Below are 18,292 nucleotides of genomic sequence, written 5' to 3' on the forward strand. Positions count from 1 at the left end.
ATGGGACTTTTGATAGAGGGTCAATGGCACGATAACTGGTATGACACCAGTAAAACAAAAGGTACCTTTAAAAGAGAATCTGCTCAATTCAGAGAAGCTATTTTACCCGATAAAAAGGCCAGATTTCCGGCGGAAAAAGATCGTTATCATTTGTATGTTTCATTGGCTTGTCCCTGGGCGCATCGCACCCTTATTTTTAGAACATTAAAGCAGCTGGAACCTTATATCAGTCTTTCCATTGTTCATCCTCATATGTTGGAAAATGGCTGGGAATTCAAGGCTGAACGAGGTGCAACAGGGGATAACCTGTATGGATTGCGTTATCTTTACGAGCTTTATTGCAAGGCTAATCGGCATTATACGGGACGAGTTACGGTGCCGGTATTGTGGGATAAAAAAGAACAAACTATCATCTCTAATGAATCAGCAGAAATTATTCGTCAATTTAATCAGGCATTCAATCATTTAACCGGCGATAAACAGGATTTTTATCCACAAGCGTTTGCCGGGGAAATTGATGCAATGAATGATAAAATTTACAATGCGGTTAATAACGGGGTATATAAATGTGGTTTTGCGACCACTCAGGAAGCCTACGAAAAAGCGTATTATGAGCTTTTTACGGTGCTGGACGAATTGGAAAAACATTTAAGCAAACATGATTATTTAGTCGCTGGACGAATCACTGAAGCGGATTGGCGTTTTTTTACAACGTTAATTCGCTTTGATGCGGTTTATTTTAGTCATTTCAAGGCTAATCAACAACGAATCAGCGATTATCCTGCTTTACAAGCCTATTTGCTGAAGCTTTATCATCATCCCGGTGTTCGTGAAACTGTGGATTTCTGGCACATCAAGCAACATTATTATTTTAGTCATAAAACAATCAACCCTACGCAGATTGTCCCTGTGGGTCCAAAATTACCTATCAATTAATTTTAAATACAGTTTGTTTAAATATTGACTTAAAAGCGGATTTGATTAATAATTTACCTATCAAAACTAATTAAAATGGTTCATTTATGAATGAGGGTCTGCTGAAAGCGGCAATTAGTGCAATAGAAAATAAAGATTATGAAGCTCTTTACCAGGTATTGAGTGAAGAAGATCTGGATATTAACAGTTTCGTACCTGGCAAGATCCCGACTTTGTTATTTTACGCTATTGAGAAGGAAGATAGTAAATTAGTGGAAGTGTTTTTAGAGATGGGAGCAAATCCTAATATTCAGTTCCATTGGTTTTTCAAAGAGAATGATGAGGCACGTAAGACTTCTCCTTTAATGTTAGCTGTGGAAAAACAGAATATTGATATTGTAAAGATTCTTCTAAGCGATCCACGCACTAGAGATTTTACTTCGAAAAGAGGGCCCTTGAGTATAGCAGCTAATTTGGGTAATAAAGAAATTGTCGAAGTACTGCTAGAAAATGGATCTAATTTAGGTTACCGCCGAGCAGGATCCAGGAAAAAACTCTCAGAAATAGCGATGGAAAATGGTCATAAAGAATTAGGGGCTTTGTTAAGGACCCATGAAGTGTTATCTTTAAAAAGTCAATTAATCAATAAAATGAATAGAGATACTGTAGATAAAAAGTTTCTATCAGATTTTTTCACTCCCGAACGAGAAAAAGAGATATCTCATTTAAATCAAGATATTATTGACTTATTAGAGCAAAAGAAAAATAGAGAAGCTATCAGGCATGATGAGGATGGAGCTTTGATGGTTAAAGCCATCAAGAATGGTGACTCATCGGCGCTCGTGAAGTTGTTTAATGACGGGGCTGTTTATACGGATAAGGTGGGTGATTTTGAAATGTCCGGTTTTTTTATGGCTGCTATAGAGGGCAACTTTGAGATAGTGAAGATGCTCGCAGAAGAGGGGGCCTCTTTAACGGTGACGGATAAAGTTGGTCTTACTGCGGCCCAAACAGCGAGGAAGAATGGGCATGAAGAGATTGCTTCCTGGCTGGATGAGTTAAAGATCAAGCAAACCGCTATATTTAAATCGCATTTGGAGGAGTTACAGGCGGATGCTCATGTAAATTCTAAACATTTCAGATAATAGCCTTATGGATTCATCAATTATTTCTCAAAAATAACATTAATTTGATCGAATATTTTTATAAATTCGCATCAACACCAGGAAGTCTGGTAAAATCGGCCCTGTTTATGCTTTAATAGTGTTATTTTTAAGGCTCAGGGTTTTTATTATGACCTTTGTTATTACTGAAAGCTGTATTAAATGCAAATACACAGATTGTGTGGAAGTGTGTCCTGTTGATTGTTTTTATGAAGGTCCTAACTTTCTGGTTATTCATCCTGATGAATGCATTGATTGTGCGTTATGTGAGCCAGAGTGCCCTGTGCAGGCGATTGTTTCTGAGGACGATTTAACGCCTGACCAACAACAGTTTCGCGAACTTAATGAAGAACTTGCCAAAGTCTGGCCCAATATCACCTCTAAAAAAGAAGCGCCCGAGGATGCGAAAGAATGGGAAGGCGTTAAAGATAAACTCGGCTATTTGCAAAAAGAGTGGGAGAAGTAAGTGGAGGTTGTTGATGATGTGGTCGCGCATTGTCAACGGGTATTAAGTGAGAAAGGCAGACTTACTACAGCGCTTCCTGGTTTTGTGGCTCGTAAGGCGCAAATTGAATTAGCCTCAGCTATCGCTCAGACTATTGCTGATCGCGCCATGCTGGTGGCGGAAGCCGGAACGGGTACGGGAAAAACGTTCGCTTATTTGATACCCTGTCTTCTCAGTCGTAAAAAAGCCTTGATTTCTACGGCAACCAAGACATTACAGGATCAATTATTTCATAAAGATTTACCCATGCTTGTTCGTGCGATGGGTTTATCCTTACGGGTACAAAATCTTAAAGGCCGATCGAATTATCTTTGTCGCTATCGCATTGCTTTGCATGCAGAGGAAGGTCATTTTTCCAGCCCACAATCGGCGCACGAGGTGTTGCACATACGTGAAAAACTGGCACAACTTACCGAAGGGGAGCGCTCTGAATTACCGGAAATTAGTGAGGACTCACCGGTTTGGCCTTATGTGACTTCGATGACTGACAATTGTTTGGGTAGTGAATGTGAACATTACCAGAATTGTTTTTTGGTTAAAGCGCGAAAACGGGCATTGGATGCGGACGTTGTAGTCATTAATCACCATTTGTTTTTTGCTGATTCACGATTAAAAGAAGACGGATTTGGTGAATTACTGCCCGGCGTCGATGTTGTTATTTTTGATGAAGCGCATCAACTTGCAGAAATTGCTGCTAATTTTAACGGTGAACGATTAAGTACACGCCAACTTCGGGATTTAGTGAACGATTTATTGCGTGAATGGCCTGTTCTTGATTTGGCTAACCGGCCTTTAAAACAATTAAGTCATCAAACTGATCAGATTATTTCCCAATTGATACTGGCGTTGCCTTTGCGTGAAGAACGTGTTGCCTGGCAGGAACTTCAACGTAATACCTCTTTTATTGAGACATGGGAGTCTTTGGCAGCCTTAGTTGACGATTTTTTGAAATGCATCAATGAAGCAGGTATTGTCGATCATCCGGGTTTAACCCGCTGTATGAAACGGTTAGAGGCGTTCAGGGAAGGTTTATCCCATTTTACTCAAACCGATAAGGCTTATATCCGTTGGTTAGAACGTTTTAAACACAGCCTGACTTTTCATGCCACGCCGTTTGATATCGCTGATTTATTCAGCGGACTTTTAACACGACAGCAATGTGCTTTTATTTTTACTTCAGCGACCCTGACTATGGCTGATTCTTTTGATTGTTTTACCAAACCGCTGGGTTTAACCACCGCTAAAACCTTGACGTTGCCAAGCCCTTTTGATTATCAGCAGCAAGCGTTATTATACTTACCCCGCAATATACCTGATCCGAAAGATGCCCGCTATTATGATTCGTTGTTAGAAAAAGCATTGCCATTAATAAACGCTTGTGGTGGACGCTGCTTTTTTCTATTTACCAGTCATAGAGCTTTAAAACAGGTTGCTCAACGACTAAACAATACTTTAAACTACCCGCTATTAATTCAGGGTGATGAAGCAAAACCCATTTTATTAGCGCGTTTTCGCCAGTTAGGTAACGCAGTTTTATTAGGAACGGCAACATTTTGGGAAGGGGTTGATGTGAAAGGCGAGGCTTTATCGTGCGTAATCATTGATAAGTTACCTTTTGCCAATCCTTTTGATCCGGTAATGCGGGGGAAAATGGATTATCTTAAATCAAAGGGTTTATCAGGCTTTGATGAATTGTCTTTACCGAATGCCATTTTAGCGTTGAAGCAGGGGGTTGGTCGGTTGATTCGTGATAGTAATGATCGGGGCGTATTAATGATAGCTGATCCCCGTTTGACTGCCAGAGACTATGGTCGTCTTGTTTTTGCCAGTCTCCCTTCACTGCGTAAAACCCGGAATGAGCAAACGGTATTAACTTTTATTGAGGAATTGGCTTTAGAAAATGAACCTGTTAGCAATTGATACATCGACAGAATGCGCTTCTGTTGCTTTGGCCAGCCACGAAAGCCTGTTCAGCAAAGAACAGGAGGGGCCGCGGCAACATGCCCAATTTATTCTCCCCATGATTGAATCGTTGCTGGCGGAAGCTGAATTAAGTATGAATCAGCTTGATGCGATTGTGTATGGTCGTGGGCCTGGCAGTTTTACTGGTCTGCGTATTGCTTGCAGCGTTGCAAAAGGTCTGGCTTATGCCCATGATTTACCTTTATTTCCGGTGAGCAGTCTCGCCGCGATTGCTCATGAAGTACTCTATACTGATAAGACTCTCAAAAATGTCTCGGTATTAGCCTTGATTGACGCTCGTATGAACCAATTATATTGGGCATGTTTTGATAGGCAGCTTAATGAAGAGGTGAAAGAGCAAGTCTCTGATGTAACCGATATTCTGCCGGAAGGCAAACAACCGCTCGTTGTAGCGGGTGTCGGGTATGAATCTTATTTGCCAGGATTGTCTTCTGCGGTTCATTCCCGCATGATCAATCATTTTACTATTTACCCCAGGGCGCAGGCGATGCTTCGTCTTGTTCTGGCAAATAAAATAAAACCGGTCAGTGCTATTGATGCATCACCTGTTTATATTCGTAATCAAATCACCCAAGGAGAACCTCGTGGATAAGCGTTTGCTGGAAATCCTCGTTTGCCCGCTTTGTAAAGGTAAACTGCTTCTTAAAAATAATGAGTTAATTTGTCGCTTTGATCGTTTAGCCTATCCCATCCGCGATGAGATACCCGTTATGCTGGAACAGGAAGCAAGGTTAATTCCTCTGGAGGAAAAAGAGCAATTATGAATGCTGGTTTTCACGTCATCATCCCTGCTCGGTATCAATCCACACGTTTGCCTGGCAAATTATTAATGGAATTAGCCGGCTATAGTGTGTTGGAAAGGGTGTACAAACAGGTTCTCAAGGCCAATCCTTTATCCATTACCGTCGCTACGGATAATTCGGAAATAGCGGAGCATGCGGCCCAATTTGGCGCAGCAGTACAAATGACGGCAACTAATCATCAGACAGGCACTGACAGGATTGCCGAAGTGGTTGCTAAAGGACATTTTACATCCCACGATATTATTGTAAATGTTCAAGGGGATGAACCTTTAATAGCGCCGGAATTAATCGTTCAAGTAGCCAGGAGCCTTGCGCATTCCCCCCATCAAATAGCCACGTTATGTTGGCCTATTGAAAATGAGGAACAGTTAAATAATCCCAATGTCGTGAAAGTTGTGCGGGACTGTTATAATGATGCCCTTTATTTTTCAAGAAGTGCAATCCCTGCATATCGTGATAAACCGGGTAGTATGACTCCCCAAGCCTTTCGTCACATTGGTTTATACGCCTATCGTGCTGCTTTTTTATTAGAGTTTGTTAGTTGGCCTGTCTGCGAGCTTGAAACTTACGAAGCGTTGGAGCAGTTACGGGTATTGTGGGCAGGAGGCAAAATCAGGGTGGATGTTGCTTCTACTTTACCATTACAAGATATTAATACCCTTGGTGATTTGATGTTAGCACGTGAGTTGCTAATTGCTATTAAATAGCAAGAAATCCCGGAAAGGATTAATGCATTAGGTAAACGGCGGTTCAGTGCTTAAGAAATGGCTTATAAGCACTGAGGTTAACGCTTTATTGATTAAGGTGTAAGTTTTCTTTTCCTGGTTTGGCCTTGAGCATAGGCAAGTGGATTTAAACTGGAAGAAGGTAGTGAAGCCCATGGGTTTTGGAAGAAATGGCAGGGATTCTCTGCAACGAAGGCTGCGCGAGTTTGACCAGACCTTGTTTTATTGGCATTGGCGCTATTAAGACTGCTTTTTTCCCAGGGGATAGAATTATTTATTGAATAAGGACGAGTCACCGGTGATTGGGTGGCGACAACAGAAGATGCATTGTTTTGCGGTGTTTTTGAAGCAGGTAAAGTGGGTTGATTGAGTGGGTTCTCTTCTCTCTCTTGATTATTAAGCTGAGGACTGGGAGTGTTATTTGCTACCTGAATTCCATAGTCATTATTTTTTTGGTAACTAGGGTTATCGGGAACTGTACTTCTTTTTTCTGTCTGCTGAAATGGATGAACAGGCAAAGCCATTCCTCCATCAGAATGAGTCAAATCATTATCATTTTCCTGTCTTAACGAAGGAAAAGTGTTTGTTGTTACCGTTGAATTTGGAGTTAGTGCTGTGTATGAAGTGTTGCTCGTTTCCAATGAGGAAAAATTATCCCCTGTATTATCGTTTTCTAAATTGGAATGAGCAGGAGAGGAGCACTGTACCAGCGTTGCTGGTGATTCCTGGCGAGGAGTAAAAACGGGTGAGTAATTTTCTTGACCAGATGATGCAGGAGACGAGACGTTTTCTGGATGTTTATTCATTAGAGCATCCAGCATCTTTTTTGATATTCGATCTGGAAGAGAAGCAAAATTAAGACCTTCTTTAAAACCATTTAAAAACTCAGGTTCATGCAAAATTTGACTTTTACCGCTATTTGCAATGAATTGTAATTCCTCCAACTCTTTTTTTCCAAGACGTTCAGCGAGCACACCCAATTTTATTCCTTTTAGGCGGAGAGGCTCTTCTGAGTTAAGTAAACTAATCGTATAGCCTTCTTCATAGCCATTTAAGTAACAGGGCGTATGCTTACCAATATTTTTACCAGCACAACTCCTCTTTTTGAAACATCCTTGCCCGTGCTTTTTTCCTTGTTTATATGGCTCCGAGTATAAAGAGTGGTTAATTTTCTTTTTTTTATTTTTCAATCCTTGTTCAAACCCTGATAAAAATTCAGGATTGTCTCGGATTTGACTATCGCGACTGTATTGAATAAAGTCCATTTCTTCCAGACTTTGCTTTTTAAGACGTTTTGCAAGTACACCTAATTTTTGGCCTTTTTCCTGATAGCTTTTTGAAGAATTAAGTAAGTTAATTGTATAGCCTTCTTCATAGCCACTTATGTAATCGAGAGAGTGTTCAGCAATAATTATGCCAGGATAATGATCGCGTTTAACACTTTGTGTACTTATTTCTTTTCCGGTTAGATATTCTTCTGTTAGCAAAAGAGAGGGTAAATTATCTATAATTTTTTGTCTTATTTGCCGATAGTTGCTTTTGATTGGTTGATGACACCATTCACCCAGTAATGCGGCTGCTTTTTTAGGATGAATTTTTTTTAATTCTGTAGCCGTTAGATTAAATCGAGATTTAATAAATTTTTTACAAACTTTATGATCTATGCTTAAAGCTTCAGAAGCTTCTTTTACTGAAGAATTATAAATCATTACATGTAATTCAAAAAAGGTTAATTCATCCAGACTCATGATTTAATTACTCAATAAGATCAATATTTTTCTATTTTATCATTGATATCTTATCAAAAAATTAACTGGTATTATTTTTTTAGGTAATTATGTTCATTTAATAACCTATTTATTAATGAGTGCAGCGAAGTCAAGGTGGGTTAAAATCGGCTCGTACTCGTGGAAGAAAATGAGGTAGGCTAAAAGGAATGTCAAAAACTGCAATGGAAAAGCGGCTATCGCCGAAGCACTTTATAAAAATGGGTCAATTCCGGTGAAAAAAATTGCTGGGCAGTTAAATAGTTATAAAACAACATGGTATCTTATTTGCGCTCTTGAGAGGTTAGTATAGGACTCATCACTTTTGATTTCTGCTTTTTTTAAAGGGGCATAGGAGCCAAAGGCTGTTCTTTTACCTCAATTTCTCTTTCATTGTTAGCACTGAAAAAGATTATTTTTGAATGGTGTTTCTCGACAGTACTACGGTGAGCAATACTGATAATAGTGGTATTTTTTAATTGTTTTACAGCACTATAAACATATTCTTCACTTTCTTCATCAAGAGAAGAGGTGGCTTCATCTAAAAAGAGCCAATCCGGTTTTTTTAATAGAACGCGGGTAAACGATATTCGTTGTTGCTGTCCTCCGGACAATTCTTTTGACCAGGCACGCTTTTCGCTCAGTTTTGGAATAAAATCGTCCATTCCACCTACAGCGCGTAACGCAGTGATATATTGTTCTTCGGTGTAAGTCTCTACTGGTTCTGGATAGGCTAAAACGGCCTTTAACGTATCACAAGGCAGGGTAGGTTTTTGCGGTAAAAAATAGAAAGACTTGCCTGCGGGGATTGAAATTTTCCCATCACCATATTTCCAGGTTCCTGATATTGCCTTAAAAAGAGAACTTTTACCTAAACCGGACTTGCCTTTAATCAGGATGTGTTCACCAGGTATTAGCTTGAGATTCAGGTTACGCATAATATACGTTGTACTTGCATTTTGCGGGTAAGCAATAGTTAATCCTTTAATATGGAGTGATTCTTTATTTCTTATTTTTCTTACCATTGATTTAGTATTAGTAGCCAGCCCTTCTTTAGCGAGGGTTTGTTGTAATTCGGAAATGCGTGCGATACTTGTCTTATAAGTGGATAAATTTTCATAACTGGTAGAAAACCAACTTAATGACAGGTTGACTTGAGTAAAGTACATCCCAATTTGCATTAACTGGCCAAGTTCAATAAGTCCTGTAAAATAGAGAGGAGCAGCAAGTAGACTAGGTAAAATTTGAATAAGTTGAGAATAGAAATTTTGAAAAGTAAGTAGTTTTGTTTGAGTGCCAAGTTTTTGATTAGCAGTTTCTTTGATCAATTGAATTTTATTGTCTATCGTGGTTTTATAATAATTTTCGGCATGTTCTTCGGCCGCTGTGGAGACGAATCGACAAGCGACTTATAAACCTGATTACCTGTTTCAACTAGTTCTTTTTCCGTTTTACAGGCACCAAGGGTAGTAAAAAAGCGATGAGGTGATTTTTTTTCTATAATCTGATGTTTTAAATTCTGTAAGGGTTTTAACACGCTTTTTCGAATCCATTGAATAAACGGGGAACGTATGCCTTCTGAAAGATCTTCCATGTGATTATTGTGAATGTGCGTCTCTACATGTTTTATCAGATGATTCAAATAGCGTTCGTTATTCATGGCGTGTAGGTTAGTGTTGATATATTCTGTATTAGTTTGTTTAAATTGATAACTTATTGATAGTAATTTATTTAATCTCGGGTCAATAGTGTTTAATAATTCCATATCAGGTGGAGTATGAGCCGCAAGAAAACTGGCAGGATTAGTTTTAATACCGTTTAAACGATCTTTTTTTGCAGGAAATTTCTCAATTGCCTCATCGATATGGGCATTAATAATGCGAATATATTCATTCTCGAGTTTCTTAATAATTCGAAGCGATGTTAAGTAATGAGGTGATCTTAAACGAATTTCAATAATACCTGCTTTTTCACAAAGCTCTTCGCGTTGTATAAGGATCTCATCGCCTGTTAGCCTGATTGCCTCATTCAGATCAGGAACAATTTGCGCTAGTCGCATGGGAGGAACCGTATTTATTGATTGATAAAGCGTTTGTAGTTTGGCAACTTCCTGCGTTTCACGGTTATATGCACGGTTAATTTCATCTTTAAAAGGGTTTTCCTGGCTTAGAGAGGAAAAGAAAGGTTGAAATAAAAAGTTACCGTGTTTATCGTTAATTCTTCTTATACTATTCTGATAGTCTGCTCTTAATCTTACTCTTGTTTGTGCAATGTGTTCATTGAGAACATGAATAGCCAGCGTCACTTCTCGTTTCAAAGCAGTCAGACTTTTAGTTTGATTCCGTGTTCTCAATTCATTCGTCAATATTTTTTTTTCAGAGACAATCGGGTCGTCGGCGTTTTCAGGATAGATAAGCAAAGTAGCTTTGGCGTCGTTAAGGGTTTGTTGCAAATGTTGACCTAATTCGTTTTTTATTGAAAAATACTCTCTATTGAGTTTCTCTATATTACTCAATGCCATTTTTTTCGTTCCATCCTGGTGATTATAGAATCCCTGCAAATCATTCAATTCGTTTAATAAATTCTTTTGAATGATTGTCATGTTGTCTAAATATTCAATATACTGTTTTAATTCTTCTTGCGTTGGATTTTCATGCAAGGAGTTACAAATAGATTTTTTTTGTAAATATTCATTTTCTATTTTAACCAGATAGTCTTGTATATTTTCCAGCTCGCTTAAAGAGTGATTGCCGTTTATTCGTTCCGGCCTGTTTAAGAATTCTTCTCCATAAAATTGTAATTCTTTTTTTAGTGATGCGGCCAGGGATTCAATATTTCGTTGCATTTCCTCCCTAATTTTTTTAATAGTTTCGTGTTGTTTATCCATGAGTTTTGTAAAGATACAATAATCAGCGATCCTGTTAACAGGAAAGTGCTGTAATTTAGCGCATAAGTGATCATTTACTGCGATTTGATTTTTAATCACATCCTGATAGGAATCTTTTTTAACTAAATTGCCTAATTTGCTCTTAAATTTTGCGGTGAGTCCGCCAGGATCTGAATCCAATAGTTCTTTCAGTATTGAATGAACGTCATCAAGTTCAATACGACAAGGTGGAACGTTCTGCTTGAATAAACGGATTGTTCTTTTTTTACCTATATGTAGGAGTAGTTTTTGGCGAAATTCTTCAATTTTATCGCTATTAAGGGGGATCTTTTCCAAATTATCAACTAACTCGCTTATAAAAGCGATCAACTGCTCAACTAATATGTGGGTATCGTTATTCCTTTCTATATTATTTAAATCAATTTTAATGAAATGTAAAAGAAATTGTTCCAGTGAGTTGTGTAAGTTTTTTAATAAAGCAGTAGCCACTTCTTGAGGATCAAAAGTAGCTACAATGCGTTTATTATCATGCGGTTCAATAATAGCTATCCGTCTTTTTTTATTTTTAGACGATTTTTCCTTTAACTCTTTTTTGCTCTGCATAGGTACCTACAACAGATTTCCGATTTTTATTGTAAGGCACTTTATCATTTTAATCTTAAGAAAGCCTTAAATTCGTGACTGTTATTTATGCATTAATTTTGTGCCGGACAAGAACCATTAACGCGAATTGCCGAGGTCGGCATGCCTTGTTAAGGCTCCCCCCTCGATGCTTCCAATTAGCCTTAAGTTTTTCTTAACCTTGCTAATCGCTTATGCACAGCAGTTGGAAGAGCCTTCGTTCAGAAAGGCTATCCATGATCCCAAGTCAATTTTAAAGTCCTTCAACTGTTTTTCTGTGCTGTATTAACTTTGCCTTACCAAGTTTGGCCTGATTTAGTTTTTCCTGTTCTTTGGCAATGATGTCAGCGGGTGCTTTACCAGTAAATTGAGGGTTATTTAACTTGGTTTCAGCCAGCGTGATATCTTTATCCAATTTAGTGATTTCTTTATTAAGACGCACTAATTCAGCTTCTTTATCAATGAGTCCTGCCATGGGAATAAGCAGCTCCATTTCACCAATAACCGCAGAAGCTGATACAGGGATTGCTTCTTGCTGCTCTATATAGTGAATTTGGTTTAATTTACCCAAGACCATTAAGGTATTACGGTATTTTTCAATACGCTCTTTAATAGAAGGAAGCACATTGCGTAAATGAAGAGGAATTAATTTAGCCGGAGAAATAGTCATTTCGCTGCGAATGGTACGTATAGTCTGTGTGATTGTTTTAAGCCAGGTCAGTTCTTCCTCTATTTCCGGATTGATAAATTGACTGTCAACCTCAGGATAAGTGCTTAGCATAATACTTTCACCATTCTGGCTGGTCAGCTTGCTGGTGCGTTGCCAGATTGCTTCGGTAATAAAAGGCATAATAGGATGTAACAACCTTAGAATACGATCGAGCACGTGAATTAATGTTCGGCGTGTACCACGTTTCATTGCGGCCAGAGCCTGCGTGTCATAAAGCACGGGCTTGGATAATTCAAGGTACCAGTCACAATATTCGTGCCATACAAAGTCATATAGCAGGTTAGCTAATAAATCAAAACGGTAGGTTTCAAAGTAATGGTGGCTTTGCATAATAGTATGTTGCAAACGGGAAAGTATCCATTGATCAGCCGGACTGTATTGAAATGCGCCATCACCAAAATCAATGTGTTCTTCATTCGCGTTCAACAATACATAACGAGAGGCGTTCCACAATTTATTACAAAAATTCCTGTAGCCTTCAACCCGACCAAGGTCAAAACGTACATTGCGGCCCGTTGAGGCCAGAGAACAAAAGGTAAAACGCAGTGCATCGGTGCCAAAAGCCGGAATACCCTCGGGAAATTCTTTCCGAGTCGCTTTGGCAATTTTATCGCGCACAGAAGGTAATATCAGGTTAGAGGTACGTTTTGCGACCAGACTCTCAATATCAATTCCATCGATAATATCAATAGGATCCAGTACATTCCCTTTTGATTTGGACATTTTATGGCCTTCACTGTCACGAATAAGGCCAGTAATGACTACCTCGCGGAAAGGTACTTTTCCGGTAAATTTCAGCCCCATCATAATCATGCGCGCGACCCAGAAGAAGATGATATCAAAACCGGTTACAAGGACCGATGTGGGGTAAAATTGTTCCAATTCAGGGGTTCGCTCAGGCCAGCCCAAGGTTGAGAAAGGCCAAAGAGCCGATGAGAACCAGGTGTCCAAAACATCATCATCTTGTCTTAAAGGAGTGGATTCTTCTAATTGATATTTAAAACGTACGTCATTTTCACTATAGCCAACATAGACATTTCCTTGATTATCGTACCAGGCGGGAATTCGGTGTCCCCACCATAATTGCCTGCTGATACACCAGTCTTCAATATTTTCCATCCATTGAAAATAGGTTTTAGTCCAGTTTTCAGGAGTAAAGCGTATCTCGCCTTTTTGTACGGCTTCAATGGCTGGTTTAGCTAAAGGGGCTGTTTTTACGTACCATTGATCAGTGAGCAAAGGTTCAATAATGACGTTGGATTTTTCCCCGCGTGGTACTTTTAATTGATGCGCTTCGGTTTTAATTAATAAACCTGCCTTTTCCAAATCATGAATAATTTGGTCGCGCGCTACAAATCGATCCATACCTTGATAATCAAGAGGGGCGTTTTTATTAATGGTTCCTTTTTTAGTAAGGATATTAATCAATGTTAAATGATGACGTTTACCTACTTCATGATCATTGAAATCATGAGCGGGGGTTATTTTGACACAGCCACTTCCAAACGCTGGGTCCACATAATCATCGGCAATAACTGGAATAACACGATTACATAAGGGCAGGTGAACTGTTTTACCAATTAAATGCTGGTAGCGTGGATCGTCAGGATGAACAGCTACTGCCGCATCGCCAAGGAGAGTCTCCGGCCGGGTAGTAGCAACGATCAACGATTCATCGGAATCCACTAAAGGATAGCGAATATGCCATAAAAAACCGTCTTCTTCTTCAGAAATAACTTCCAGATCAGAAACAGCTGTTCCCAATTTAGGATCCCAGTTAACCAGTCGGGTGCCGCGGTAAATTAAACCGTCCTCATAAAGTTGCACAAACACTTTTTGCACGGCAGCGGATAAACCTTCATCCATGGTAAAACGTTCTCGTGACCAGTCAACTGAAGAGCCGATGCGGCGCATTTGTTGGGTAATCTGGTGGCCTGATTCTTCTTTCCATTGCCAGATCCGTTCAAGAAATTGTTCACGAGTCATGTCTTTGCGGGATAAACCTTCGGCATCCAACTGGCGCTCCACGACAAGTTGAGTAGAAATGCCTGCGTGATCAGTACCGGGTTGCCAGAGTGTTTTCAAGCCCCGCATCCGTTGGTAGCGAATCAACGCATCCATTAATGTGTGTTGAAAGCCGTGTCCCATATGCAGGCTGCCAGTAACATTCGGGGGGGGCAGCATAATACAATAACTCTTGCCCTCACCGCGTGGGGCAAAATAATGGTGGGTTTCCCATGCTTGATAACAGGACTGCTCGATTGCTTGTGGAGAATAGGTCTTATCCATAGTTTAGTCTGTACTAATGAAAGCGAGGGATTTTAACATAACCTGCTGAATGGATAAATCATTGTTATATCTTTAAACCTTTCTGTTGGGTATCTGTTTCTTCCGGGGTATTTTTTGACGTTAATGCCCCTTTTTCATCTACCTTGTAATTTTCAGGATTTTTACGATAAGCATCAATTTCTGCTTTAGTCCCCTGCACAATTGATCCGTTGCCATCGGAGAAAATACAATGATCTCTGGTCGCGCAATAAACAGTAAATGAATGGCCCTTGGTGGCCTGCTCTTTGAAAAAAGAGACTGCATCATTTTGTGTTTTGAAAGTGAATGCTACTCCTTTATCAGTTTTATCAGGCTCCTTGCCTGTTTTCCGTTTGTAATCTTCAAGCATCGGTTTTAAATCATCTTTAATTAAATCAGATGTAGTTAAATTTGTTTTATTTAAAGGAGGCTCTTTAAAGTATATCAGGTGTTCAGTCTGAGGCCGAAAAGCGCTTGGTGCTGTCAGTATTTCTTTTTCATACATAGCCAATAAATGCTTATATTCTGCTTTTTCTTCTTTTGTCATTTTGTTAACTTGCAGTCCATGAAGTTCGATGAGTCTTTTAATATCCTGTTCTTTTTTTTGATTTTCTTCTTTGATCCTGTCTTCTGGCGTGCTCATTATTATTTCTCCAGTAGAGTAAATAAATTGGTTTATTTTTAAGCATAGCAGATTTATGAAGATCCGGTTGATTTGAACGTTGTATTGGTTTTTATTGCATCAATTCCGGATTTTTTAATTATTCTCGGTCCATATTTCTCGCTCAGCTTTTTTTGCCAGCCAATATTTCTTTATATTTTCTATAAAGTTTCCGGCGGGATCAGACGTGTTATCTCGCTCTTGCCGATGATCAGCTGCAATATAATAATACATAGTTGGTACCACAAAGAGAGTAAAACCAGTACCTGCTAACAAGCCTGTGGAAATGACCAGTCCGATATCAAAACGGCTAACAGCGCCTGCACCATCAGCAATCAAGAGAGGCAATACACCAAAAACCATGGCCGCGGTAGTCATTAAAATAGGGCGTAAACGAATAGCTGCTGCTTCTTCAACGGCGGCTCTACGATCCAGGTTCTTTTCTCGCTGTAGCTGGTTCGCAAAATCGACAATTAAAATACCATGTTTGCTGATTAACCCTATCAGGGTAATTAAACCCACCTGCGTATAAATATTCATACTGGCAGCGCCCAGATTAAGAGGGATTAGAGCGCCACAAATGGACATGGGCACACTGATTAAGATAATTAAAGGATCTCTAAAACTTTCATATTGAGCAGAAAGAACAAGGAAAATAACAATAATAGCCATAAAGAAAGCAAAAATTAAGGCATTACCTTCCTGAATAAATTGTCTGGATTGTCCGCCATAATCATAAGTGAAACCTTTGGGTAAAAGTTCGGATGCTTCTTTTTGCAGGAAGGCCAGCCCTTGCCCCAAGGTTGTGCCTGGCATCATAACCCCTTGAATAGTCGCTGAATTAAGCTGTTGAAAATGAGCTATTGCGTTGGGTTGTACCTTTGCTTTAGGAGTAACAACAGTAGAGAGCGGAACCATCATGCCGTGAGTCGTTTTTACAAAAATTTGCCCCAGTTGTTCTTTTGTAAGCCGATACTGTCGTTCCAATTGAGGAATGACTTGATAGCTGCGTCCTTCCAGGTTGAAATAATTAATATAATTACCTGATAAAGCGCTGGTTAAACTGCTACCCACTGCTTGCATATCGAGTCCTAATTCCGAAGCTTTGGAACGATTAATCTGAAACTCAATCTCAGGCTGGTTAAATTTGAGGCTATTATCCAAATAGACGAAAAGACCACTCTGTCTTGCCTTATCCACTAACTGGTTGGAAACTTCATATAAGGTTTGAAAATCATTAGTTGTTTTAATTACAAATTGAACAGGAGTCCCTTTCCCTCCACCGGGCAAAGGGGGAGGAATAACCGCAAAGGATTTAAGACCCGTTACCTCATCAAGTTTTTGCTGGAGAGCGCTTTTTAACTCAAACTGAGTGCGTTTGCGTTGATCCCAGGGTTTTAAAACCAGACCGGAAATGGGGGCGTTTGTATTGACAGTAAAATAATGTTCAGTCTCAGGAAAGCTTTTATAAATAGCATCAAAGGATTTGGTGAACGCTTCGACATAATTGATAGTAGCGTATTGAGGAGCTTGAGAAGCGATAAAGAAGAAACCCTGATCTTCTTCAGGAGCAGTTTCTGCAGAGGTATGATTATATAAATAAGGTAACATGCATAACACAGTTGCCGCCAGGATCAGGATCAGTGCCGGTGTTTTTAAAAGACTATGCAGGCTGCGTTGATATCGGATTTTTAGTTGATTGAATTTTTTATCAATAAATTGTACAAAACGCCCACTGGACATATCAGCAGTTAAAATTTTAGAACACATCATGGGGCTAAGCGTTAAAGCAATAATGCCTGAAATAATGACTGCGCAGGCCAGGGTAAAAGCAAACTCTTTGAACAATGCTCCTGTAAGTCCTCCCATAAAACCAACCGGAGCGTAAACAGCAGCAAGAGTAATGGTCATTGCAATCACAGGCACAGCAATTTCACGCGCCCCTGTTAAGGCCGCCTGCCAGGGGGTTGCTCCTTCCTCCAGATGCCTGTGGACGTTTTCTACGACCACAATCGCATCATCCACAACGAGGCCAATCGCTAAAACAAAAGCAAGCAGGGTCAGAAGGTTGATGGAATAGCCTAGAAAGAGCATTAAGGTGCATACGCCAATCAGGGATAAAGGGATGGTAACAACGGGGATAATAACCGAACGAAAAGAACCCAGAAATAAATAAATGACAAGAATGACAATGATTGCGGCTTCAACAATAGTATGAATGACTTCATTGATAGAAGCCCGAATAAAATCAGTTGCATCGTATACAATTGTTCCTGATAAAGAGGGTGGAAATTCATGCTGAATAGAGGGCATTATTTTTCGCACATTGGTTATTACTGTCAGTGGATTTGCCGTTGGGGTGGGGGTAATGGAAATAAAGACAGCCTGTTTACCATTGAAGCGTACTGACGTATTGTAATCTTTTGAACCTAATTCCACTCTGGCAATATCACGAAGCCTGATAATAGAGTTTTTGTCAGATCGCACTATTAACTGACTAAATTCTTCTGCTGTATTCAAATCAGTTTTGGCGGTCATATTGAGCGCGACATATTCGCTTTTGGTATTGCCTGCTGCGGTGAGAAAATTATTATGAGCAAGAACCGTAGCAATGTCTGTGGGAGATACTTTAAGCGCTGCCATTTTGACAGGATTCAGGAAAATACGCATTGAATAAGTAGCCCCACCGAGAATATCTGCTTTTGCTACACCTTCTGCGGTTTGAAGTTGAGGTTGTACGACACGAGTGGCATAGTCAGTAATCTGTTGGGGTGTCATCTCCTGGCTATCCAGACTGATGTACATCAAAGGCGTGGCTGTGTCAGAGCTTTTTATAATGACCGGCTGTTGTGCTTCGGGGGGTAGCTGATTAATGGTTTGCTGCACTTTGGACATGATATCTGTAAAGGCAATTTGCGGATTAAAGTTTAATTTAAGTGTTAGTGTAATAGTGCTTAAGCCTTGCATACTCGATGAGGTCATGTAATCAATACCTTCAGCGCTGGCAACGGCCGCTTCCAGAGGAGTAGTAATAAATCCTGCGATTAATTTGGCATCGGCGCCTGGATAACTGGTTGTTATGGTAATAACCGTATTATCCATACGGGGATACTGACGTATCTGCATCGTGGAAATCGAATTCAAACCAAATAAAAAAATGAACAAACTGACTACTGTAGCAAGAACAGGGCGTTTGATAAATAAATCGGTAAACTTCATGAGTATC

Annotated in this window: 13 protein-coding genes; 7 read left to right on the forward strand and 6 right to left on the reverse strand. The window is 39.6% G+C overall.

What is annotated here, in order from left to right; all coding sequences use genetic code 11:
• From T345_RS0101290 to kdsB, 7 genes are all read left to right on the forward strand, one after another.
• Window positions 1-936 (forward strand): glutathione S-transferase family protein, encoded by a 936-nt coding sequence (locus T345_RS0101290; protein ID WP_028387743.1) that lies wholly within the window; start codon window positions 1-3, stop codon window positions 934-936.
• Window positions 937-1,022: 86 nt separating this feature from the next.
• Window positions 1,023-2,060 (forward strand): ankyrin repeat domain-containing protein, encoded by a 1,038-nt coding sequence (locus T345_RS0101295; protein ID WP_028387744.1) that lies wholly within the window; start codon window positions 1,023-1,025, stop codon window positions 2,058-2,060.
• Window positions 2,061-2,208: 148 nt separating this feature from the next.
• A complete protein-coding gene (gene fdxA, locus T345_RS0101300; protein ID WP_028387745.1) occupies window positions 2,209-2,544 on the forward strand; it encodes a ferredoxin FdxA in 336 nt (111 codons plus the stop codon).
• Window positions 2,545-4,503, forward strand: a complete 1,959-nt coding sequence (gene yoaA / locus T345_RS0101305; RefSeq protein WP_028387746.1) for a DNA repair helicase YoaA — start codon at window positions 2,545-2,547, stop codon at window positions 4,501-4,503.
• Window positions 4,484-5,158, forward strand: coding sequence for a tRNA (adenosine(37)-N6)-threonylcarbamoyltransferase complex dimerization subunit type 1 TsaB (gene tsaB / locus T345_RS0101310; protein WP_028387747.1), 675 nt, complete (start codon window positions 4,484-4,486; stop codon window positions 5,156-5,158). The genes yoaA and tsaB overlap by 20 nt, the downstream gene beginning before the upstream one ends.
• Window positions 5,151-5,330, forward strand: coding sequence for a Trm112 family protein (locus tag T345_RS0101315; protein ID WP_028387748.1), 180 nt, complete (start codon window positions 5,151-5,153; stop codon window positions 5,328-5,330). The genes tsaB and T345_RS0101315 overlap by 8 nt, the downstream gene beginning before the upstream one ends.
• Window positions 5,327-6,076 carry a 3-deoxy-manno-octulosonate cytidylyltransferase gene (kdsB, locus tag T345_RS0101320; protein WP_028387749.1) on the forward strand — a complete coding sequence of 250 codons (750 nt, stop codon included), beginning with the start codon at window positions 5,327-5,329 and terminating at the stop codon, window positions 6,074-6,076. The genes T345_RS0101315 and kdsB overlap by 4 nt, the downstream gene beginning before the upstream one ends.
• Window positions 6,077-6,168: 92 nt before the next feature.
• On the opposite strand, the gene T345_RS0101325 is transcribed toward kdsB, so the two are convergent.
• The 6 genes from T345_RS0101325 to T345_RS13245 all read right to left on the reverse strand — a co-directional run bounded on the left by T345_RS0101325 (window position 6,169) and on the right by T345_RS13245 (window position 18,285).
• Complete coding sequence (locus T345_RS0101325; protein ID WP_028387750.1) at window positions 6,169-7,842, reverse strand: hypothetical protein; 1,674 nt, start codon at window positions 7,840-7,842, stop codon at window positions 6,169-6,171.
• A 359-nt stretch (window positions 7,843-8,201) separates the two neighbouring features.
• Window positions 8,202-9,188, reverse strand: a complete 987-nt coding sequence (locus tag T345_RS13235) for an ATP-binding cassette domain-containing protein (protein WP_051555075.1) — start codon at window positions 9,186-9,188, stop codon at window positions 8,202-8,204.
• Between the two features lie 14 nt (window positions 9,189-9,202).
• Complete coding sequence (locus T345_RS14450) at window positions 9,203-11,350, reverse strand: hypothetical protein (RefSeq protein ID WP_028387751.1); 2,148 nt, start codon at window positions 11,348-11,350, stop codon at window positions 9,203-9,205.
• Window positions 11,351-11,621: 271 nt separating this feature from the next.
• On the reverse strand, window positions 11,622-14,387 hold the full coding sequence (locus T345_RS0101340) for a valine--tRNA ligase (protein WP_028387752.1): 2,766 nt from the start codon (window positions 14,385-14,387) through the stop codon (window positions 11,622-11,624).
• 64 nt (window positions 14,388-14,451) lie between these two features.
• The gene (locus T345_RS14455; protein ID WP_051555076.1) at window positions 14,452-15,048 is read right to left on the reverse strand and encodes a hypothetical protein; all 597 of its coding nucleotides are present in this window, start codon (window positions 15,046-15,048) and stop codon (window positions 14,452-14,454) included.
• Window positions 15,049-15,162: 114 nt separating this feature from the next.
• Entirely contained in the window at window positions 15,163-18,285 is a 3,123-nt protein-coding gene (locus tag T345_RS13245; protein WP_051555077.1) for an efflux RND transporter permease subunit, read from the reverse strand.
• Window positions 18,286-18,292 lie beyond the last annotated feature (7 nt).

Origin of the sequence: Legionella fairfieldensis ATCC 49588 (assembly GCF_000621525.1) — a bacterium.
GTDB lineage: Bacteria > Pseudomonadota > Gammaproteobacteria > Legionellales > Legionellaceae > Tatlockia > Tatlockia fairfieldensis.